The sequence below is a fragment of the Streptomyces sp. NBC_01454 genome, assembly GCF_036227565.1.
Taxonomy (GTDB): Bacteria; Actinomycetota; Actinomycetes; order Streptomycetales; family Streptomycetaceae; genus Streptomyces.
Map to the genome: position 1 here is coordinate 2,236,177 of NZ_CP109460.1, position 21,232 is coordinate 2,257,408.

The window sequence follows — 21,232 nt, forward strand, 5'->3', positions numbered from 1 at the left end:
CCTGCGGTGATCACTACGAAAGACCCCGGGAAGTGCAACGTGCCGAAAGTGGCGCTCACGCGCAGAAGGACCCTGTTGGCCGGCGCCGCCCTCGGGGGCGTGGCGCTGCTCACCGGCTGCTCGCAGGACGACGGCCCCGGCGGGGCCGAGCACTCCTCCGCCGCCGACCGGCTGCGCGAGCGCTCCGCCCGCGACAGCACCACCCTGCTGGCGCGCTATGACGCGACGCTGCGCGCGCATCCGTCGCTGGAGCCGCGGCTGCGTCCGCTGCGCGCCGAAGTCGCCCGGCACGCCGAGGCGTTCGGCGAGGACCGCACCGCCCCCGACGGGCCGGCGCACGAGGCCGGCGCGTCCTCGTCCGCGCCGTCGCCGCGCGGCGCCCGGCCGTCCGCTCCCCCGGTCCCCCAGGACGAGCGGGCCGCCCGCGGGGTGCTCGCCGACGCCGAGCGCCGCCTCGCCGGCACCCGCACCGAGGCGCTGGCCGCGGCGCCCCCGGAGCTGGCCCGGCTGCTCGCCTCGGTGGCGGCGGCCGGAGCGGCACACGCGTATCTGCTGGCGGAGCCCGTCCGATGACAGGCACCGGCACCGGGCGGCACGGCGGAGCGAGGACCAGCGAAGGGGTGTGCGGATGAGGGCCACTGCGGTGCACGGCAGAAGCGGGCAGCGGGACGACGACGGCCAGGGTGAGCTGACAGCGGTGCAGGCGGCGCTGGCCGCCGAGCACGCGGCGGTGTACGGCTACGGCGTGGTCGGCGGGCGGATCGCCGGCGACCGGCGCAACGAAGCGCAGGAGGCGTACGACGGACATCGCGCGCGCCGGGATTCCCTGCGCCGGGTGGTGCGCGACCTGGGCGGCACCCCGCAGGCCGCGGCCGCCGCCTATGAGCTGCCCTTCCCGGTCCCGGACGCGGCCGCCGCGGTCCGGCTGGCGGCGGAGCTGGAGGACCGGCTGGCCGCCGTCTACGCCGACCTCGTACGGGCCGGCGGCACCGTCCGGCGCAGGGAGGCGGCTGCCGCCCTGCGGGAGGCGGCGGTGCGGGCGGTGCGCTGGCGCGGCAGCGGCGTAGCCTTCCCTGGGCTTGCGGAGCGGGCCGCGGCCGCCGCTCCGTCCGGCTCGGCGAGCGCCGCCGCGGGTGCGCTCTGAACGACGGCCGCCGCGCGGTCACCGCCCAGGAAAGGGACAGCTCCAGCATGACAACGGCACCCATCGAACCGCCGCAGCGGTTGGTGAGTTCGCTGAGCGGCGATCCCAGCGGTCCGGTACGCGAGTGGCTCGCGGCGCTCCCGACCCTGGTCCAGCAGCGGCTGGACGCCTGGCAGCTGACGCTGGAACGGGTGCAGGCCCCCGGGGGCCGCAGCAGTCTGCTCGCCCTCGTACGGCAGCAGGACGGGACGCCCGCGGCGCTGAAACTGCCCGTGCCGGGACAGGTCCCGGCACACGAGGGCGCGGCGCTGGAGGTGTGGGACGGCTTCGGCGCGGCACGGCTGCTGCGCTGCGACGACGCGGGCGGTGCGCTGCTGCTGGAGCGGCTGCAGGGCGCGGTGTCGCTGCGGGCGCTGCCGGAGGCGAAGGCGCTGCTGGAGGCGGCCGGTACGGTGCGGCGGCTGTGGGTGCCGGCCGCGGCGGGACACCCCTTCGAGACGCTGGCCGGGCGCACGGACGAGGCCGTGCAGGCGCTGCGTACGGCCGGGACCCTGACCCGGGCCGCCGGGCCGCTGGTGGAGCAGGCGCTGGAGCTGCGGCGCGCCCTGCCGGCCGGGTCCGACGAGGAGTTCCTGCTGCACGGCGCCTTCCGGCAGGGCAAGGTGCTGGCCGGTGAGCGGGCGCCCTGGCTGGCGGTGGGCCCGGCGCCGGTGGTCGGCGAGCGGGCGTACGACCTCGCGGCACTGGTCCTGGACCGGTTCGAGGACCTGATGGCCGGGTCGGGCGCGGCCGCGGTGGCCCGTCGCCGGGTGGCCCGGCTGGCCGACTCCCTGGAGGTGGACCGCGACCGGCTGCGCGACTGGACGCTGTACCGGGCGGTGGACACCGGCGTACGGGAGGTGGCCGCGGGCGCCCGTCAGCGGGGCGAGCTGCTGCTGGAGTTCGCGGCCTGGCTGTAGCCGGCGGACGAACGGGCCGGCCGGGGTGGGTACCCCGGCCGGCCCGCTGCCGTACGGTCCTTACGCGCCGAGGCGGGCGACGGCCTCCTCGACCGTCAGCTCCTCGCGCTCGCCGGTGCGGCGGTCCTTGACCTCGACGACGCCCTCGGCGGCGCGGCGGCCGGCGACCACGATGACCGGCACGCCCAGCAGCTCGGCGTCGGTGAACTTCACGCCCGGCGAGACCCCGGCCCGGTCGTCGACCAGCACCCGCAGGCCCGCGGCGCCGAGCTGCTCGCCGACCTCGAGCGCGAGCTCGGTCTGCTTGGCCTTGCCGGCCGCGACCACGTGCACGTCGGCCGGCGCGACCTCGCGCGGCCAGCACAGGCCCTTCTCGTCGTGCGTCTGCTCGGCGAGGGCGGCCACCGCGCGGGAGACGCCGATGCCGTAGGAGCCCATGGTGACCCGGGCGGGCTTGCCGTTCTGGCCGAGCACATCGAGCTCGAAGGCGTCCGCGTACTTGCGGCCGAGCTGGAAGATGTGGCCGATCTCGATGGCGCGGTCGATACGCAGGCCGGCGCCGCACTGCGGGCAGGGGTCACCGGGCTCGACGACGACCACGTCGAGGTACTCGTCGACCTCGAAGTCCCGGCCGGCGACGACGTTGCGGGCGTGCTTGCCGTCACTGTTGGCGCCGGTGACCCAGGCCGTGCCGGGGGCGACGCGCGGGTCGGCGAGGTAGCGGAACGCCTTGCCGGCCAGGCCCTGCGGGCCGACGTAGCCGCGGACCAGGTCGGGCCGGTCGGTGAAGTCCTCGGCGGTGACCAGCTCGACGGTGGCCGGTGCGAGGTGCTCGCCGAGCTTGCCGAGGTCGACCTCGCGGTCACCGGGGACGCCCACCGCGACGATCTCGCCGTCGACCTTGACCAGGAGGTTCTTCAGGGTCGCGGCGGCCGGCACGCCGAGGAACTCGGCGAGGGACTCGATGGTCGGGGTGTCGGGGGTGTCCAGCTCCTCGACGGGGCCGTGCGCGGCACCGTCGACCGGGGCGACCTTGACGGTGACGGCCTCGGTGTTGGCGGCGTAGTCGCACGAGGGGCAGTCCACGAAGGTGTCCTCACCGGCCGCGGCCGGGGCCAGGAACTCCTCGGAGGCGGAGCCGCCCATCGCGCCGGAGACGGCGGAGACGATGCGGTAGTCCAGGCCCAGCCGCTCGAAGATCTTCTGGTACGCCGCGCGGTGCAGGGCGTAGGACTGCTCCAGGCCCTCGTCGGTGGTGTCGAAGCTGTACGAGTCCTTCATCTGGAACTCGCGGCCGCGCAGCACACCGGAGCGGGGACGGGCCTCGTCGCGGTACTTGGTCTGGATCTGGTAGAGGATCACCGGCAGGTCCTTGTAGGACGTGCACTGGTCCTTGACCGTGAGGGTGAAGATCTCTTCGTGCGTGGGACCGAGAAGGTAGTCGGCGCCCTTGCGGTCCTTGAGGCGGAAGAGCAGGTCGCCGTACTCCTCCCAGCGGCCGCTGATCTGGTAGGGCTCCTTGGGCAGCAGGGCCGGCAGCAGGACCTCCTGGCCGCCGATGGCGTCCATCTCCTCGCGCACGATGCGGGAGACGTTCTCCAGGACCTTCTTGCCCAGCGGCAGCCACGTCCAGATGCCGGCGGAGGAGCGGCGGACGTACCCGGCGCGGACGAGCAGCTTGTGGCTGGCGGTCTCGGCGTCGGCCGGGTCGTCGCGCAGTGTCTTGACCATCAAGCGGGACATGCGCTGGACCTGTGCGGCGTGGGCCATGGGAGATTCTCCTGCGTAAGAAAGATGACTCCCTGGAGGTTAGCTGTAGGGGTCTCTCCCGCGGAAATGCGATACCGCTGCGCTTGGGCTTCCTTCCCACGTTTTCGACCGTCCCGCCGTGGGGGTTGCGCTGGGTTGCGCCTGCGGCGGGCGTGGGTGGTCGGCTGCGGTGCCGTGGTGGCGTCTCGCCGTAGCGCCTGCGGCGGGCGTGGGTGGTCGGCTGCGGTGCCGTGGTGGCGTCTCGCCGTAGCGCCTGCGGCGGGCGTGGGTGGTCGGCTGCGGTGCCGCTCCTCCGGACTTCGTCCTGCGGCGCGGCCCCTCCCGTGAGTGGGTGGGAAGAGGCCGGTGGGGGCGGACCCCGGCCCTCGACTGCGGGCAGTCGGGCGACGAGGCACGCCCCACCGGTCTTCCTCCACCCCCAACGGGAGGGGCCGGACCGCAGGACGGAGTCCGGAGGGCCGGTCCCGCAGCCGAACAGCCAGCGCAGCGCCAAAGCCCGCCGCAGGCGAAACGGCGAGCGCACCGCGCAGCGGGCGGAAAACGGCGAACCACACCCGCGGCGGGTCAGCCGACTACGTGGGAACGAGGCCGCATCAGCGGCAAGCGCGCGCCCATGACCGCGTAGGGGGTGGGGGCGCTGGGGAAGAGGACGCGGCGGGCCAGGTCCTGGTAGCCGAGGGAGCGGTAGAGGCGGCGGGCGGGGCTCTCGGTGTCGATGGCGGAGAGGATGGAGCGTGGCTCGCGGGCGTCGTCGGTGATGCGGGTGATCAGGGTGCGGCCGATGCCGCGGTGCTGGTGGGCGGGGTGGACGTGCAGCTCGGTGATGGTGAAGGAGTTGTCGAGCCAGTGGTCGAGGGCCGCGCTGCGGAGGTAGGGCTCGACGACCGTGGACCACCAGTGGGCGCGGTCGTTGGGCATGCCGTAGACGAAGCCGAGCAGCCGGCCGTCGGGGGCGGTGGCGCCGAGGGCGCGGGCACCGGCGCAGCCGAGATGGCGCAGCACGATGTGCCGGCGGACGGCGATCTCCTCGTCGCTCAGGCCGAAGGCGAGCGCCTGGACGGCCAGCGCGTCATCGACGCGGGCAGCGAGATCAAGCGGGCCGACCGCGACGTCATCCATGCCCGGAGCGTACAAGGCGGCGGGCGGGAACAGTACGCCGAGATCAGAAGAGAACGCTCATGAACGCGCCGACCTCTTCGAAGCCCACCCGGCGGTAGGAGGCGCGGGCCGCGGTGTTGAAGTCGTTGACGTAGAGGCTGACGACCGGGGCGACATCGCGCAGGGCGTAGCGCAGCACGGCGGCCATGCCGGTCTCGGACAGGCCCTTGCCGCGGTGGGCGGGGTCGACCCAGACGCCCTGGATCTGGCAGGCCCGCTGGGTGGCGGCGCCGATCTCGGCCTTGAAGATGACCTTGCCGCCCTCGATGCGGGCGAACGAGCGCCCGGCGCCGACGAGTTCGGCGACCCGGGCCTGGTAGAGGAGTCCGCCGTCGCCCGCCATCGGGGAGATGCCGACCTCTTCGGTGAACATGGCCACGCAGGCGGGCATGATCAGGTCCATCTCGTCCTTGCGGATCCGCCGGACGTCCGGGTCGGCTGCGATCTCGGCGGACGGTGCGGTGGTGACCATCAGCGGCTGGCGGGTGCGGATCTCGCGGGCCGGTCCCCAGTACGGCTCCAGGAGCGACCACAGTTCGGCGGTGGGGGCCGCGGGGCCGACGATGGACGAGCAGCGGCGGCCCTGGCGGCGGGCGCGTTCGGCGAAGCCGCGGACGGCCTCGGAGGTGGCGCAGACCGGGACGAGGTTGGCTCCGGCGTAGCAGAGCGACTCCAGGCGGCCGCCGACGTACCAGCCCCACATCTCGCCGCCCAGCCGCCAGGGGTCGAGACCGGCGATCTGTACGCGGGCGGCGACAAAGGCGTTGGCGACCGGATCGCGGTCCAGGACCGCGAGGGCGTCGTCGAGGTCCCCGGGCTCGAGGACCTTGATGGCAGTGGTCGTCAGCACGTGTCGGACAGCCTCACCGTTACGGGCCTGGGAGGCCAGGCGATAGCAGGTCCTGGCACTTTACCTCGCGCCTGCGGGGAGCACCCGGCCCCGGCGGGACGGATTGTCCCGGGCGGCCGGGAGCCCCGCGGCCCGGTGCGGGCGGCGGGGCTCGGCGGCTGCGGGAGGGCGGTGCTCAGCCCGCGGCGGAGACGACCGGGGCGCCGGAGGCGACGCCGTCCGCCTCCATCTGCGCGGCGATCTTCAGCGCCTCTTCGATGAGGGTCTCGACGATCTTCGACTCGGGGACGGTCTTGATGACCTCGCCCTTGACGAAGATCTGGCCCTTGCCGTTGCCGGAGGCGACGCCGAGGTCGGCCTCGCGGGCCTCGCCGGGGCCGTTGACGACGCAGCCCATGACGGCGACGCGCAGCGGCACCTCCATGCCCTCCAGGCCCGCGGTGACCTCGTCGGCGAGCTTGTAGACATCGACCTGGGCGCGGCCGCAGGACGGGCAGGAGACGATCTCCAGCCGGCGCTGGCGGAGGTTGAGCGACTCCAGGATGGAGATGCCGACCTTGACCTCTTCGGCGGGCGGCGCGGACAGCGAGACGCGGATGGTGTCGCCGATGCCCTCGCTGAGCAGCGCGCCGAAGGCGACGGCGGACTTGATGGTGCCCTGGAAGGCGGGGCCGGCCTCCGTGACGCCGAGGTGGAGGGGGTAGTCGCTCTGGGCGGCGAGCTGGCGGTAGGCGTTGACCATCACGACCGGGTCGTTGTGCTTGACCGAGATCTTGATGTCGCGGAAGCCGTGCTCCTCGAAGAGGGAGGCCTCCCACAGCGCGGACTCGACGAGCGCCTCGGGGGTGGCCTTGCCGTACTTCTGCAGCAGGCGGCGGTCCAGGGAGCCGGCGTTGACGCCGATCCGGATCGGCGTGCCGGCGTCGGAGGCCGCCTTGGCGATCTCCTTGACCTTGTCGTCGAACTGCTTGATGTTGCCAGGGTTGACACGGACCGCGGCACAGCCGGCGTCGATCGCGGCGAAGACGTACTTCGGCTGGAAATGAATGTCTGCGATGACCGGAATCTGGGACTTCCGGGCGATCACCGGCAGCGCGTCGGCGTCGTCCTGCGTCGGGCAGGCGACCCGGACGATCTGGCAGCCGGAGGCCGTCAGCTCGGCGATCTGCTGCAGCGTCGCGCCGATGTCGGACGTGCGTGTGGTCGTCATCGACTGCACCGAGACCGGTGCGTCTCCGCCCACGGCGACCGTACCGACCTGGATCTTGCGGCTGACCCGGCGGTCGGCAAGCTTGGTCGGTACGTCCGGCATTCCCAGTGAAATGGCAGTCATCTGGCGAGCAACCCCAAGGTGTGGATCAAGGCCCCGCATCGGCGGGCTCCGGCCTTCGAGGTTACGGCACCGGGCTTGCGGGAGGCACATCCGCTCCCTGGGGCACCACGAAAGGGGACGGCCGGGCACCTCCAAACGCCACAGAGGTACCCGGCCGTCCGCCTCCCGCCGGTGCGCGCCGGCGCCGTCAGGTCAGCTTCACCGGATTCACCACGTCGGCGACGAGCACCAGCAGGGTGAAGCAGATGAAGATCCCGGCGACGACATAGGCGACCGGCATCAGCTTGGCGACGTCGAAGGGGCCGGGGTCGGGCCGCCGGACGATCTTGGCGAAGGCCCGCCGGATCGACTCCCACACGGCCCCGGCGATGTGTCCGCCGTCCAGCGGCAGCAGCGGCAGCATGTTGAACAGGAACAGCGAGAGGTTGAAGCCGGCGACCAGGAAGAGCATGGTCGCCACCCGCTGCTCCGGCGGGATGTGCAGCGAGAAGACCTCGCCGCCGACCCGGGCCGCGCCGACCACGCCCATCGGGGAGTCCTGCTTGCGCTCGCCGCCGTTGAAGGCCGCGTTCCACAGGTCCGGGACCTTGGCGGGCAGGTTTATCAGCGAGGAGACGCCCTGCTCGACCATGTTGCCCATGCGGTCGACGGACTGGCCGAAGGTCTGCGGGACCACGCCGCTGGCCGGGGTGAAGCCGAGGAATCCGGCGCTGACGAACTGGCCGGGCACATAGCCGCCGTGGCCGTCGGTCTTGGCGACCTTGTTCTCGATCAGGTCGGCGTGCAGGGTCGTACGGGCGCCGTGCCGCTCGACGACGAGCGTGGCGGGCCCGGTGGTGTCGCGGATCTGCTGCTGGAGGGCGCCCCAGTCCGGGACGGCGTGGCCGTTGAACGACACGATCTTGTCGCCGGCCCGCAGGCCCGCGGCCTTGGCCGGGGAGTCCTTGGCGCCGGCCGGGCACTTGTCGGTCTTGGCGGCCGCCGAGATGACGCAGTCCGAGACGGAGCCGACCGAGGTCGTCTGGGTGTTGATGCCGAAGCCCATCAGCACGCTCATGAAGATCACGACCGCCAGGATCAGGTTCATGAACGGCCCGGCGAACATCACGATGACGCGCTTCCAGGGCTTGCGGGTGTAGAAGAGCCGCTTCTCGTCGCCGGGCTGCATCTCCTCGAAGGCCGCCGAGCGGGCATCCTCGATCATGCCGCGGAACGGCGAGGTGGAGCGGGCCTGGAGCTTTCCGTCGTCCCCGGGCGGGAACATCCCGATCATGCGGATGTAGCCGCCGAGCGGGACGGCCTTGATGCCGTACTCGGTGTCGCCCTTCTTGCGGGAGAAGAGCGTCGGCCCGAAGCCCACCATGTACTGCGGCACGCGGATACCGAACATCTTGGCCGTCGAGAGATGGCCGAGCTCGTGCCAGGCGATGGAGAACAGCAGGCCGACGACGAAGACGACTATGCCGAGGAGGGTCATCCAGGTCGTCATGCGCGAGCCTCCGAAGGTGTCCGTGCCGCACGGGCGGCCAGTTCGCGGGCGCGGGCGCGCGCCCAGGTCTCCGCCTCCAGGACGTCCGCGACCGTCAGGGAAGTTCCCCGGGCGGGCGTGCCGTGTGCGGCGACCACATCGGCGACGGTATCCACAATCCCTGTGAACGGCAGCCCGCCCTTGAGGAATGCCTCCACGCATTCCTCGTTCGCCGCGTTGAAGACGGCCGGGGCGGTGCCGCCCAGCGCGCCGACGTGGCAGGCCAGCGGGACGGAGGGGAAGGCCGACCCGTCGAGCGGGAAGAACTCCCAGTTCTGGGCGTTCGTCCAGTCCACGCCCGGTGCGGCGTCGGGGACCCGCTCGGGCCAGCCGATGCCCAGCGCGATCGGCATCCGCATGTCGGGCGGGCTGGCCTGGGCGAGCGTGGAGCCGTCGGTGAACTCCACCATCGAGTGGATGTAGGACTGCGGATGGACGACGACCTCGATGCGGTCGAAGGGGACGTCGAACAGCAGATGCGCCTCGATGACCTCCAGACCCTTGTTGACGAGGGTCGCGGAGTTGATGGTGACGACCGGGCCCATCGACCAGGTGGGGTGGGCCAGCGCCTGCTCGGGCGTGACACCGGCCAGCTCCCGCTTCGTCCGGCCGCGGAACGGGCCGCCGGAGGCGGTGACCACGAGCTTGCGGACCTCGGCGCGCTTGCCGCCGGCCAGCGCCTGGAAGAGCGCGGAGTGCTCGGAGTCGACGGGGATGATCTGGCCGGGCGCGGCGACGGCCTTGACCAGCGGGCCGCCGACGATCAGCGACTCCTTGTTGGCGAGGGCCAGCACCCGGCCGGCCTTCAGGGCCGCCAGCGTCGGGGCGAGGCCGATGGAGCCGGTGATGCCGTTGAGGACGGTGTGGCAGGGGGATGCGGCCAGGTCGGTGGCCGCGTCGGGGCCGGCCAGGATCTCGGGCAGCGGCTCGCCCGCGCCGTAGCGGTCCGCCAGCGCCGTGCGCAGCGCCGGCACCGCGTCCTCGCGGGCCACGGCGACGGCGGTCACCCGCAGCTGGTGCGCCTGCTCGGCGAGCAGCTCGACCCGGCCGCCGGCCGCGGAGAGCGCGGTGACCCGGAAGCGGTCGGGGTTGCGCAGCACGATGTCGATCGCCTGGGTGCCGATCGAACCGGTCGAGCCGAGGATCACCAGCGAACGGGGCCCGCGTGGGCCGTCCGGATCGCCGGCGGCCGGCTCGAAGCGCAGATGCGGGTGGGCGAGGGAGTCCGTCATGGGGTCCATTGTGGCCGGTCGCCGGGGTGCCCTGGACACCAAGGGCGCATCGCGGCGATCACGCGGGCCCCGGGCGCCCGGCGCACCCCGGGGCCGCTCCGGCGGATCACTGCCGAAGCGGCCCCGGGGACGCGCGCCGCGGGAGGGTCAGCGGATGGGCCGCCGGACGTTGTCCGTCATGCTCGGGCCCGGGGTGGCGTCGCCGATCCAGGGGCCGTCGCCGCTGGGGTCGACGATGCCGTCCTCCAGCCAGGTGTAGCTGCCGCCGAGGACCCCGGAGACGACCTTGCGGTCGAGGTCGTCGGTGTTGGTCCACAGCCGGCCGAACAGCTCCTCGATCCGGATCCGCGCCTGCCGGCAGAAGACATCGGCCAGCTGCTGCGCCTCGCGGCCGTGGTCGTCGGTCTCCCGCAGGTACTCGGCGCGGACACAGGCGGCGCTCATGGCGAACAGCTCCGCGCCGATGTCGACGATCCGGCCGAGGAAGCCCTGCTTGGTCTCCATCCGGCCCTGCCAGCGGGACATCGCGTAGAAGGTGGACCGGGCGAGCTTGCGGGAGGTCCGCTCGACATACCGCAGATGCCCGGCGAGCATCCCGAACTCCTGGTAGGTGCGCGGGAGTTGACCGGGTCCGGCGACGAGCTTGGGCAGCCAGCGGGCGTAGAACCCGCCGGCCTTGGCCGCCGCCCGGCCCTTGTCGGCGAGGGTCTTGTCGGGGTCGATGAGGTCGCCGGCGACCGACAGGTGGGCGTCCACCGCCTCACGGGCGATCAGCAGATGCATGATCTCCGTGGAGCCCTCGAAGATCCGGTTGATCCGCATGTCGCGCAGCAGCTGCTCGGCGGGGACGGCGCGTTCGCCGCGGGCGGCGAGCGAGTCGGCGGTCTCGAAGCCGCGTCCGCCGCGGATCTGGACGAGTTCGTCGGCGATCAGCCAGCCCATCTCGGAGCCGTAGAGCTTGGCGAGGGCGGCCTCGATGCGGATGTCGTTGCGGTTCTCGTCGGCCATCTGCGAGGACAGGTCGACGACCGCCTCGAGGGCGAAGGTGGTGGCGGCGATGAAGGAGATCTTGGCGCCGACGGCCTCGTGCTCGGCGACCGGGCGGCCCCACTGCTCGCGGGCCCCGGACCACTCACGGGCGATCTTCAGGCACCACTTGCCGGAGCCGACGCACATCGCGGGCAGCGACAGCCGCCCGGTGTTGAGGGTGGTCAGCGCGATCTTCAGGCCGGCGCCCTCGGGGCCGATGCGGTGGGCGGCCGGGACCCGCACCTGGTGGAAGCGGGTGACGCCGTTCTCCAGGCCGCGCAGGCCCATGAAGGCGTTGCGGTGCTCGACGGTGACGCCGGGGGAATCGGCCTCGACGACGAAGGCCGTGATGCCGCCCTTGTGGCCCTCGGAGGCGGGCACCCGCGCCATGACCACCAGCAGGTCGGCGACCACGCCGTTGGTGGTCCACAGCTTCACGCCGTCGAGGACGTAGTCGTCGCCGTCCGGGACGGCCATGGTCGCCAGCCGGGCCGGGTCCGAACCGACATCGGGCTCGGTCAGCAGGAACGCGGAGATGTCCGTGCGCGCCAGGCGCGGCAGGAAGGTCTCCTTCTGCTCCTTGGTGCCGAACAGCTTCAGGGGCTGCGGGACGCCGATGGACTGATGCGCGGAGAGCAGCGCGCCGATGGCGGGGCTGGCGGTGCCGACCAGGGACAGCGCCCGGTTGTAGTAGACCTGGGTCAGTCCGAGGCCGCCGTACTTCGCGTCGATCTTCATGCCGAGCGCGCCGAGCTCCTTGAGCCCGTTGATGGTCTCGTCCGGAATCTTTCCCTCGCGCTCGATCCGGGCGCTGTCGATCTTCGTCTCGCAGAACTCGCGCAGCGTGGCCAGGAACTTCTCGCCGCGGCGCACGTCGTCCACCGCCGGGGTGGGATGCGGATGGATGAGGTCGAGCCGGAAGCGCCCCAGGAACAGTTCCTTGGCGAAGCTGGGCTTGCGCCAGTCCTGCTCACGGGCCGCCTCGGCGACCTGGCGTGCTTCGCGCTCGGAAACGTTGCGGATGGATGGAGCGGTCATCAGGAGCTCACCTCGCCGCGGGTTCGGGAGTTCAGCGCCGGCGGCCGGTCGGCCGCTGGACAGCGCTACTTGTGAGAGTTACCCGATCCGCACGGGTTGCACCACTGGAGGTACGAGGAGAAGACGGGCGCAAGGGCGCCCGCGCGCCATGGGAGACCTGCGCCGCGTCGCCGGTACGGCGCGGCGCGTGGCCCTCGGCCCTTCGGGGGAGATGCGGGAGACCGCCGCGGGCCCCGGACACGGACGCGGCGCGCTCCCGGGCACGGGGTGCCGGGAGCGCGCCGCGCCGGGTGTTACAGCGCGAGTCCGGTGAGGACCATGACCCGCTCGTAGGTGTAGTCGTCCATCGCGAAGCGCACGCCCTCACGGCCCACGCCGGACTGCTTGACGCCGCCGTAGGGCATCTGGTCGGCGCGGTAGGACGGCACATCGCCGATGATCACGCCACCGACCTCCAGCGCCCGGTGGGCGCGGAACGCGGTCTGCACATCGTGCGTGAACACGCCCGCCTGCAGGCCGAACTTGGAGTCGTTGACGGCCGCGAACGCCGCGTCGACGCCGTCGGCCTTCGTGATGGTGAGCACCGGGCCGAAGACCTCTTCGCAGGCGAGCGTCGCGCCGGCGGGCACCTCGGCCAGCACGGTCGGCGCGTAGGAGGCGCCGTCGCGCTTGCCGCCCGCGAGCAGCTTCGCGCCGCGCTCCACGGCCTCGTCCACCCAGGACTCGACGCGCTTGGCGGCGTCCTCGCTCACCAGCGGGCCGACCTCGGTCGCGTCGTCGGAGGGGTCACCGGTGACCTGCGCCTCGACGGCCGCCACGATCTTCGGCACCAGCCGGTCGTAGACGGAGGCGTCGGCGATCACCCGCTGCACGGAGATGCAGGACTGGCCGCCCTGGTAGTTGGAGAAGGTGGCGATGCGCTGCGCCGCCCAGTCCAGGTCCGCCTCGGAGGAGAAGTCCGGCAGGACGACGGCAGCGCCGTTGCCGCCGAGCTCCAGGGTGCAGTGCTTGCGCGGCACCGAGTCCAGGATCGCGTAGCCGACCTTTTCCGAGCCGGTGAAGGAGACGACCGGCAGCCGCTCGTCCTGCACCAGCGCCGCCATCCGCTCGTTGGGCACCGGGAGGATCGACCAGGAGCCGGCCGGCAGGTCGGTCTCCGACAGCAGCTCACCGAGGAGCAGACCGGAGAGCGGGGTGGCCGGGGCCGGCTTGAGGATGATCGGGGCGCCGGCCGCGATGGCCGGGGCGATCTTGTGGGCGCAGAGGTTCAGCGGGAAGTTGAACGGGGCGATGCCCAGGACCGTGCCGCGCGGGAAGCGGCGGGTCAGCGCGAGCCGGCCGGCGCCGCCCGCGTCGGTGTCCAGCCGCTGCGCCTCGCCGCCGTTGAAGCGGCGGGCCTCCTCGGCCGCGAAGCGGAACACGGAGACGGCCCGGCCGACCTCGCCGCGCGCCCACTTCATGGGCTTGCCGTTCTCCGCGGAGATCAGCCGGGCGATCTCCTCCGTACGCTCCACCAGCCGGCGGTGCACATGGTCCAGGGCGGCGGCCCGCACGTGCGCGGGGGTCGCGGCCAGCTCGTCCTGCACGGCGACGGAGGCGGCGACGGCCTCCTCGACCTGCTCCTCGGTGGGGACGCTCACGGTGCCGACGAGACGCCCGTCCCAGGGGGAGGTGACATCGAAGGTGGCCTCGCCGGTGGCCTCGCGGCCGGCGAGCCAGAAGGCGGTGGGGGCTGCATCAGTGGGGATCGGCACAGTGGAACCCGGCCCTTCAGACGTGGTGGGTGGTGCGCATGGCTCAGCGAGCGCCTCTGCGGTTTTGACTCTGCACCCACGGTAGGGGGACGGCGGCGCCGTGGCGTTTGTCCGTAGCGTAGTAATCGGCGGGCCGGTCTCTCCGCGGTGGAGGGGGCGTACGGGGCGGGCGCGGGGCGTGGCCGGCAGGCCGAACGGGGCGGATCCGTGGTGCGTGCCCGAGGGCCGTGACGGGCGGGCCCCCGGTAGGTGGCCGAGGGGCTCACCCCGAGGGCGGGCGGGCCGTCACGGGGAGGGCGGCGGGCCGGACCCGGCCTCGGGCGCCGAGGTCGCCTTGAGCGCCAGCCAGAGCTCCATCCGCACATCGGCGTCGTCCAGCGAGCGCCCCAGGATCTCCTCCACGCGCCGCATCCGGTAGCGCAGGGTGTGGCGGTGGACGCCCAGGTCGGCGGCGGCCGCGTCCCACTGGCCGTGCCGGGCGAGCCAGGCCCGCAGCGAGGCCACCAGATCGCCGCGGCCGGTCGCGTCGTGGTCGCGCAGCGCCCGCAGCAGCCCGTCCGCGAAGGCGCGGACTGCGTCGTCGGCGAGCAGCGGCAGCACGGATCCGGCCGCCACGTCCTCGTGCTCGACCAGCGCCCGGCCGCGGCGGCGGGCCACCGACAGCGCCTGTTCGGCCTGGCGGTAGGCGTGGGCGGCGGCCATCGGCCCGGTCGGCGCGGACAGCCCGACGGCCACCGTCCCGCCGCGTGCGCCCGCCCCCGCCCGGCGCGGCCGCGCGCACGCGGCCGCGCACCGGCGCGGGACTCGGCGCGGGACTCGGCCTCGGCGGCGTGGGCGGCACAGGCGGCCGCGGCCGCGCCGCCGTCCGCGACCAGCACGATCAGCCGGCCGCCGTCCGGCACGGCGAGCAGCGCCTCACCGGTCCGGGCGGCCGCGGAGTCCATCGCGTCGGCCAGCGCGTCCAGGCCCCCGGGGACGACGGCGCCCCCGGCCGCCGGCGCCTGTTCCTCGGCGGGCACCGGCTCGGCGACCACCACCCGGAACGGCGCGTCCAGCAGTCCGCCGTAGAGCCGCCCGGCCACCGCCCGGGCATGGTCCGGTTCCCCCGCGAGCAGCATCTTCAGCACCGCCGCGCCCAGCCGCGCCTCGGCGTCCTGCAGCGCCCTGGAGCGCTCGGTGGTCAGGGTGAGCAGCGCGACCGCGGAGTGCACGGCGAAGCGCTCGGCCGTGCCGAGCGGCGCGGCGGTGCCGACCGCCAGCACCCCGCGGGCCCGCCGCCCGGTGCCCAGCGACTGCAGCTCGACCCGGTCGTCGCCGTCGGTGTCGCTGACCACGGAACTGGCCGGCGCGGGCCGCTCGCGCAGCCGCCCGACGTCCTCGGCGAGCCGGGCCGCGCGCCGGGCCGCCCAGTCGGGGGCGGCGGCCACCACCGCGCCCGAGGCGTCGTAGAGCGCGGCCCAGCCGTCCAGATGGGCCGCGAGCCGGGCCAGGAGCTCGGCCGGGCCCTCGGCGCCGAGCGCCGCCCGGGTCAGCTCCCGCTGCGCCTCGAACCCCGCGGTCACCGCGCGGTACTGGTCGGCGGCGACGGCGGCCGAGACCGCCTTGCTGATCGCGATGAACGGGGTCTTGCGGGGCACCCCGAGCAGCGGCAGCCCCTGCTCCCTGGCCGCCTCGACCAGCGCCTGCGGCACCCCCTCGTAGTTCACCCCGACCGCGAAGCCCAGCCCGACCACCCCGGCCCGCGCGATGCGCCGCACATAGCTGCGGGTCGCCTCCGCGTCCTCCGCGTCCAGCTTCAGCGCGGTGATCAGCAGCAGCTCGCCGCCTTCCATGTACGGCACCGGATCGATCAGCTCGCTCGCGTGCGCCCAGCGCACCGGCACGTGCAGCTGCTCCTCGCCGGCGAGCACGGTCAGCTTGAGCGCGGTGTGGTTGACCAGAGAAGCGAGCGTGTGCGGCATGGGACCTTCGTGACCTCGACGACTGCGGGGGACGACCGGTCGGCAGCCGGTCACCGGCCGGCCCGGGAAGACCGGCCGCCGCCCTCTTCTTTTCGCCGCCCTGTATGAACGGCCAGTGTCGATTCTGCCTCAGCGGAGGAATCCGGGGGACCCACGGGCCGGACATTCCCGCCACCTCCCGGAGCGCGACCCCGCACCCCACCCGCCGGACGGCGCGCCCCCGACCGCCCCCGGATGCCCCGGCCGGCGCCCGTCCTCCGCCCGGCCCGTCAGGACCGCAGATCCACCAGCACCGGCCCGGTGTGCTCCCCGGCCACCGACGTCACGGACAGCACGGCATGCCCGGGCGGCAGGGAATTGGCGAGGTCGGAGGCGGACCAGCGTTCCCGCTCGACGGTGCGGACGGTGACGGCCTTGGCGGTGGGCGCCTTGCCGGTGACCAGGTGGCGGAAGAGGTGCAGCGCCTTCATCGCGGCGCCCTCGGCAATGATTTGACGGTCCGTCACATCACGGGTCTCCACCCACTCCTTGCCCCACACCTCGGCGAACCGGGCACCGTCCCAGGTCGTCACGCCCGCGAACGCCATCCGGCAGCCGACCGACCCCAGCAGCGTGCCGCGCAGCGCGTCGGGCACATCGTCCAGCGAGCGCAGCGTCAGCACCGCCCCGGCATTCGCCGACCGCAGCCGCTGCAGCCCGCGCAGCGCCTCGGCGGTGACGGTGTGCGCGGCCTCGTCCAGCACCAGACAGGCGAACACCGAACGGTCCGCCCGCGCCACCGCACACTCCGTGAACTGCGCGAGCACCAGCCGGGCGAGGATCCGGGAGGCCTCCGCGTGGCCGCGTTCGGGCAGTTCGATACGGACCCGCAGCGGATGGTCGAGGGCGCGCAGCGAGACCTGCCGGGTGGCACCGGTCGGGTCGAAGAAGCCGGCGAAGGCGGGCCGGTCCAGGAGGGCGATGCGGTCGGCGAGGAGCACGCCGAGGTCGCCGTGGCGCTCCGACTGGCGGGACCGTGCGTCGAGTTCGCGCAGCAGGGTGTGGGCTCCGGCGTCCTCCAGGGCGGTACGCAGCGCGGCGATCGCCCCGGGCGCGCCGTCCAGCAGTTCGCGCAGCTCGGGCACGGTGGGGAAGCGGTCATGAGCGGCCGCGAAGGGGCCGAGCAGCTGGGCCAGGGCGGTCGCGGCGCGCCGGCTGTCGCCGCCGGGCAGCTGCTCGGCGAGGTCACCGACCAGCGCCTCGGCGAGGATGCCGGCCGCTTCGTCGGGGTCCGTGGTCCCGCCGTACAGGTCGAGATCGCACTCCGGGTCGGGGCGTCCGATCCTGACCACCACATCGAAGGCGTCGTCGGCGCCGAGGTCGGAGCCGGCCGGGCCGACCGCGACCACCGCGCACTGCCCGGCCAGTGCCTGCAGACACATCGACTCCACGACGGGTGTGACGACCCGGGTGGTCTTGCCGCTGCCGGCCGGTCCGACGGCCAGCAGCGAGGTCCCCAACAGGGCGGGTTCCAGGGCGCATCCGGCCAGGCGGTGCTGGTACGGGTTGCGGGGGTGGTCGGCGGCGGTGCCGATGCGGACCTGGTGGGCGAGCAGATCGTGGTGGGCGGTCCGGCGGGCCAGGTCGCGCCGGCCCGAGGGGTGCGCACAGGCCGCCGCGCCGTGCCGGAGCACGGTGTCGGTGAAGGAGGCCAGGGAGTTCTTGCCGGACCGCACCGAGTGCCAGGCGCGCTCGATCCTGGCCACGTCCACATCGTTCATCCGCCCGCTGAGCGCCTCGGCGGCGAGCTTGTCGGCCGCGTCCGCGGCGCCGTGCGCCCGCAGTTCGGGCCACTGGGCCCGGTCGGCGGCGGGCTGCGGCCTGGGCGCGGGGGCGCGCTTGCGTAGCCGGCCGAGGGCGGGTCCCAGGAAGCGGCGGGCGAGTTCGGGCCAGCGGCCGAGCCGGCCGAAGACTACGGCCAGAATCGCCAGCACCAGGCCGTAGTAGACATAGGTGACGCCGACGAAGATCATCTTGTCGCCGCCGGCCGTCCGCCAGGAGTCCGGCGTCAGCAGCAGCAGCGGCCAGAGCCAGTAGCTGCCGAGGTACTGGTTCCACAGCAGCGACCACAGCAGCCATCCGCACAGGAACGAGATCACCGCTCCGCCGATCAGCTGCCGCGCGGGGGTCCGGTCGGGATCCGCCGCCGCCCGGGGCCGGTGTCCGTAGGTCCAGACGCCGGGTGCGGCGGCCGGGCGCGGCGTGCGCAGCCAACCGAGCAGCGGCGGGTCGGCGGTGGGGCCGTCGGGCGCGGGGCCCGGCGGGGCGGCCGGCACGGCGGGCGCGGCGGCGGGGGGCGGCGGGATGCGGGGGGCGGCGGCCGGCGGGGTGGGCGGCGCCGTGGGGCGCGGGACCGCGGGTTCGGGCCGGTGCGCCCCGCCGGACGGCTGGGGAGCGGTGTCCTGTGCGTCGTGCGTGCCCTCGGTGTCCATCCGGTGCCCTTGTCCCCCTTGAGCCGTGGCCTGCTGCGTCCTTGCGCCCGCGGCCGCGTCACCGGGCCGCGCTGCCATTGTCATGCCCGCGCCGGTGTCTGCCGCCGCCGGGCGCGCCGCCGCTCAATCTACTGGCCGGGGGCCGCCGCTATGTCCGGTGCGGACAACGCAACACGCGCACTTCTCCCGAACGGAACATGCCGGAGCCGCCCGGCCGCCCCTAGCCTGCGAGAACAAGACCTTTGTACGTCCCCCGTTCCACCCCCAGGAGACTGCCATGACCGAACTGTCCGGAGGCCCCGCCCTCCCCCAGGAGCGTCGCGTCGTCACCGCGATCCCCGGCCCGAAGTCGCAGGAGCTGTGGGCGCGCAAGCAGGCCACGGTGGCGGGCGGGGTCGGCGCCGTGCTGCCCGTGTTCGTCAAGCGTGCGGGCGGCGGCGTCCTGGAGGACGTGGACGGGAACTCCCTGATCGACTTCGGCTCCGGCATCGCGGTGACCTCGGTCGGCAACAGCGCGGAGGCGGTCGTCCGCCGGGCCACCGCGCAGCTGGCGGCCTTCACCCACACCTGCGCCATGGTGGCGCCGTACGAGCCGTACATCGAGGTCTGTGAGCAGCTGGCCGAGCTGACGCCGGGCGACCACGCGAAGAAGTCGGCGCTGTTCAACTCCGGCGCGGAGGCCGTCGAGAACGCCGTCAAGATCGCCCGTGTGCACACCAAGCGCCAGGCGGTCGTCGTCTTCGACCACGGCTACCACGGACGCACGAACCTCACGATGGCGCTCACGTCCAAGAACATGCCGTACAAGCAGGGCTTCGGGCCGTTCGCGCCCGAGGTCTACCGCGTCCCGGTCGCCTACCCCTACCGCTGGCTGACCGGCCCGGAGAACTGTGCACAGGAGGCCGCGGACCAGGCCATCTCGCAGATCACCAAGCAGATCGGCGCGGAGAACGTCGCGGCGATCATCATCGAGCCGGTGCTCGGTGAGGGTGGCTTCATCGAGCCGGCCAAGGGCTTCCTGCCCGCGATCGCCGCCTTCGCGAAGGAGAACGGCATCGTCTTCGTCGCGGACGAGATCCAGTCCGGCTTCTGCCGTACCGGCCAGTGGTTCGCGTGTGAGGACGAGGGCATCGTCCCGGACCTGATCACCACCGCCAAGGGCATCGCCGGCGGTCTGCCGCTGGCGGCGGTGACCGGCCGCGCCGAGATCATGGACGCCGCGCACGCCGGCGGCCTGGGCGGCACCTACGGCGGCAACCCCGTGGCCTGCGCCGCGGCGCTGGGCTCGATCGAGACCATGCGCGAACAGGACCTGAACGCCAAGGCCCGCCGGATCGGCGAGATCATGAAGCCGCGGCTGAACGCCATCGCGGAGAAGTACGACATCGTCGGCGAGGTCCGCGGCCGCGGCGCGATGATCGCCATCGAGTTGGTCAAGTCCGGCTCCAAGGAGCCGAATCCGGAGGCCACCGCGGCGCTGGCCAAGGCCTGCCACCAGGAGGGCCTGCTGGTGCTGACCACCGGCACGTACGGCAATGTGCTGCGCTTCCTGCCGCCGCTGGTCATCGGCGAGGACCTGCTGGGCGAGGGTCTGGACATCCTCGAGGGCGCCTTCGCCGCGATCTGAGCGGCGGACCGCACGCGGACGGGTCCGCGGCAGCACACCCGGCGCGGCCCGGGGCACGGCAGGACGATGCCGAGCCCCGGGCCGCCGCCCGTGGTGCGCCCGGCCGCCCGTTGCCGGCGCGCCGCTCCATGCCCCTCCTGCGCCCTTGCCCGTGACCATTTCTGTGCTGATTTCTATGCTGATTTCTGTGCTCATTTCTGTGCGAACGTGCGGAGGTGGAGGCACGGCGTGAAGAAGATGTGCGGGGGCGATGGCGGGCGGGTGATGCGGCTGTCGGGCGCGGTCCCGGTGCCGTACGGTTTCTGCAGATGAGAGAAACACCCCGCTCGCAGGGGACTGCGGGCGACGCCCGGCCGGCGCTTCCCCAGCTCCGGCCAGGTCGTGCCCTCGCGCACAACACCGGAACCCCTGGCACAGGGAACTCCGGGAATCCTCACCGATCGGATGTCCGCCCGCCCCATACCCCCCGGGGCGCGCGGGACACCGGTCACCACGGCCGCCTCGGAACCACCCCCCCTGTTCCGAGGCGGCCGACTTCTTTTCTGCGTCTTTCGGGTTCTCAGCGCTCTCCGCGTTCACAGCGTGCTCAGCGTTTTCCGGGCTCCCCTGGATTCCCGGGCCCCGCGGACCCTTCCGGCCCAGGCTCCCGCCGTCTGACCCCGCTGTCGCTCTGCCTGTTCAGCGCGCTGCTGTTCGCGGCGCTCACCTGGCAGGTGGCCGGCCACGGCCCGCTGCGCGCGCTCGACGAGCGGCTCGGCCGCGCCGTGGCCTCCGGCGGCCTTCCCGCCGGGCCCGCGGAGTTCTTCGCCGACCTCGGCAACACGACGGTGGCGCTGCCGGTGCTGTCGGCGGCCGTGGCGTGGGCCCTGTGGCGGGGCCGGCGCGAAGGCCGGCCCCGGGCGCCCGACGGCGCCGCTCCCCCGCGCTGGTGGCTGCCCGCGCTCGCGGCCGGCCTCACGGCGGCCGCGGTACCCGCGCTGGTGGTCCCGCTCAAACTGTGGCTCGCCCGGCCGGGCCCGGCGCGGATGGCGGGGGCCGCGCACGAGGGCTTCTATCCGTCCGGCCACGGTGCCACGGCGGCGGTGCTCTACGGCCTGGCCGCGCTGCTGCTGTTCCGCGGCGGGCGGCGGACGGCGGCCCACCGCCCGGCCGGACCGGCGGTCGCCGCCGTGCTCGTGCTGCTCAACGCGGGCATCGGTACCGGCCTGGTCCGCCGGGGCTATCACTGGCCGCTGGACGTGCTCGGCAGCTGGTGTCTGGCCGGGGTGCTGCTCGCGCTGTGGTGTGCGGTGTGCGACCGGTGGGCGGGCGGACGCCGGGCGGTGGGCACACCGGGACGGCCTGCCGGGCTCCCGTAGACCCCGGGAGGGGGCGGACG

At 73.7% G+C, this 21,232-nt stretch carries 14 protein-coding genes and 1 pseudogene; 5 read left to right on the forward strand and 10 right to left on the reverse strand.

Annotation, left to right across the window (positions count from 1 at the left end):
• The first annotated feature begins 48 nt into the window (after positions 1-48).
• The 3 genes from OIU81_RS09610 to OIU81_RS09620 are packed head-to-tail and all read left to right on the forward strand — an operon-like array spanning position 49 to position 2,103.
• Positions 49-573 carry a hypothetical protein gene (locus OIU81_RS09610; RefSeq protein WP_329154992.1) on the forward strand — a complete coding sequence of 175 codons (525 nt, stop codon included), beginning with the start codon at positions 49-51 and terminating at the stop codon, positions 571-573.
• Positions 574-628: 55 nt separating this feature from the next.
• A complete protein-coding gene (locus tag OIU81_RS09615) occupies positions 629-1,144 on the forward strand; it encodes a ferritin-like domain-containing protein (protein ID WP_329145844.1) in 516 nt (171 codons plus the stop codon).
• 47 nt (positions 1,145-1,191) lie between these two features.
• Positions 1,192-2,103, forward strand: coding sequence for an aminoglycoside phosphotransferase family protein (locus tag OIU81_RS09620; protein ID WP_329145846.1), 912 nt, complete (start codon positions 1,192-1,194; stop codon positions 2,101-2,103).
• A 60-nt stretch (positions 2,104-2,163) separates the two neighbouring features.
• Here OIU81_RS09620 and OIU81_RS09625 read toward each other — a convergent pair whose 3' ends face one another.
• From OIU81_RS09625 to OIU81_RS09670, 10 genes and pseudogenes are all read right to left on the reverse strand, one after another.
• Positions 2,164-3,873, reverse strand: coding sequence for a proline--tRNA ligase (locus tag OIU81_RS09625; protein ID WP_329145848.1), 1,710 nt, complete (start codon positions 3,871-3,873; stop codon positions 2,164-2,166).
• A gap of 564 nt (positions 3,874-4,437) precedes the next feature.
• Positions 4,438-4,992, reverse strand: coding sequence for a GNAT family N-acetyltransferase (locus tag OIU81_RS09630; protein ID WP_329145850.1), 555 nt, complete (start codon positions 4,990-4,992; stop codon positions 4,438-4,440).
• A 43-nt stretch (positions 4,993-5,035) separates the two neighbouring features.
• Positions 5,036-5,881, reverse strand: coding sequence for a GNAT family N-acetyltransferase (locus OIU81_RS09635; RefSeq protein ID WP_329145852.1), 846 nt, complete (start codon positions 5,879-5,881; stop codon positions 5,036-5,038).
• Between the two features lie 175 nt (positions 5,882-6,056).
• A complete protein-coding gene (gene ispG, locus OIU81_RS09640; protein ID WP_129249747.1) occupies positions 6,057-7,214 on the reverse strand; it encodes a flavodoxin-dependent (E)-4-hydroxy-3-methylbut-2-enyl-diphosphate synthase in 1,158 nt (385 codons plus the stop codon).
• A 187-nt stretch (positions 7,215-7,401) separates the two neighbouring features.
• Positions 7,402-8,703: a M50 family metallopeptidase gene (locus tag OIU81_RS09645; RefSeq protein WP_329145855.1), complete on the reverse strand. Its 1,302-nt coding sequence runs from the start codon at positions 8,701-8,703 to the stop codon at positions 7,402-7,404.
• Positions 8,700-9,974 (reverse strand): 1-deoxy-D-xylulose-5-phosphate reductoisomerase, encoded by a 1,275-nt coding sequence (gene dxr / locus OIU81_RS09650; protein ID WP_329145857.1) that lies wholly within the window; start codon positions 9,972-9,974, stop codon positions 8,700-8,702. The genes OIU81_RS09645 and dxr overlap by 4 nt, the downstream gene beginning before the upstream one ends.
• Before the next feature lie 147 nt (positions 9,975-10,121).
• Positions 10,122-12,041 carry an acyl-CoA dehydrogenase family protein gene (locus tag OIU81_RS09655; RefSeq protein ID WP_329145859.1) on the reverse strand — a complete coding sequence of 640 codons (1,920 nt, stop codon included), beginning with the start codon at positions 12,039-12,041 and terminating at the stop codon, positions 10,122-10,124.
• Positions 12,042-12,334: 293 nt separating this feature from the next.
• Positions 12,335-13,795 carry an aldehyde dehydrogenase family protein gene (locus OIU81_RS09660; protein ID WP_329145861.1) on the reverse strand — a complete coding sequence of 487 codons (1,461 nt, stop codon included), beginning with the start codon at positions 13,793-13,795 and terminating at the stop codon, positions 12,335-12,337.
• A gap of 285 nt (positions 13,796-14,080) precedes the next feature.
• Positions 14,081-15,756 (reverse strand): annotated as a pseudogene (locus OIU81_RS09665) (PucR family transcriptional regulator).
• Between the two features lie 269 nt (positions 15,757-16,025).
• Positions 16,026-18,227: an ATP-binding protein gene (locus tag OIU81_RS09670; protein WP_329145865.1), complete on the reverse strand. Its 2,202-nt coding sequence runs from the start codon at positions 18,225-18,227 to the stop codon at positions 16,026-16,028.
• A gap of 277 nt (positions 18,228-18,504) precedes the next feature.
• On the opposite strand from OIU81_RS09670, the gene gabT reads away from it, so the two are divergent.
• The gene (gene gabT, locus OIU81_RS09675; RefSeq protein ID WP_329145867.1) at positions 18,505-19,854 is read left to right on the forward strand and encodes a 4-aminobutyrate--2-oxoglutarate transaminase; all 1,350 of its coding nucleotides are present in this window, start codon (positions 18,505-18,507) and stop codon (positions 19,852-19,854) included.
• Between the two features lie 713 nt (positions 19,855-20,567).
• Positions 20,568-21,212, forward strand: coding sequence for a phosphatase PAP2 family protein (locus OIU81_RS42320; RefSeq protein ID WP_443073954.1), 645 nt, complete (start codon positions 20,568-20,570; stop codon positions 21,210-21,212).
• Positions 21,213-21,232: the final 20 nt, after the last annotated feature.

Excerpts from the sequence above, each read along its gene's own strand:
- OIU81_RS09615 (WP_329145844.1), top strand. The coding sequence starts at position 629 with ATGAGGGCCACTGCGGTGCACGGCAGAAGCGGGCAGCGGGACGACGAC.
- OIU81_RS09620 (WP_329145846.1), top strand. The coding sequence starts at position 1,192 with ATGACAACGGCACCCATCGAACCGCCGCAGCGGTTGGTGAGTTCGCTG.
- OIU81_RS09625 (WP_329145848.1), bottom strand. The coding sequence starts at position 3,873 with ATGGCCCACGCCGCACAGGTCCAGCGCATGTCCCGCTTGATGGTCAAG.
- OIU81_RS09630 (WP_329145850.1), bottom strand. The coding sequence starts at position 4,992 with ATGGATGACGTCGCGGTCGGCCCGCTTGATCTCGCTGCCCGCGTCGAT.
- ispG (WP_129249747.1), bottom strand. The coding sequence starts at position 7,214 with ATGACTGCCATTTCACTGGGAATGCCGGACGTACCGACCAAGCTTGCC.
- OIU81_RS09645 (WP_329145855.1), bottom strand. The coding sequence starts at position 8,703 with ATGACGACCTGGATGACCCTCCTCGGCATAGTCGTCTTCGTCGTCGGC.
- dxr (WP_329145857.1), bottom strand. The coding sequence starts at position 9,974 with ATGACGGACTCCCTCGCCCACCCGCATCTGCGCTTCGAGCCGGCCGCC.
- OIU81_RS09655 (WP_329145859.1), bottom strand. The coding sequence starts at position 12,041 with ATGACCGCTCCATCCATCCGCAACGTTTCCGAGCGCGAAGCACGCCAG.
- OIU81_RS09670 (WP_329145865.1), bottom strand. The coding sequence starts at position 18,227 with ATGGACACCGAGGGCACGCACGACGCACAGGACACCGCTCCCCAGCCG.
- gabT (WP_329145867.1), top strand. The coding sequence starts at position 18,505 with ATGACCGAACTGTCCGGAGGCCCCGCCCTCCCCCAGGAGCGTCGCGTC.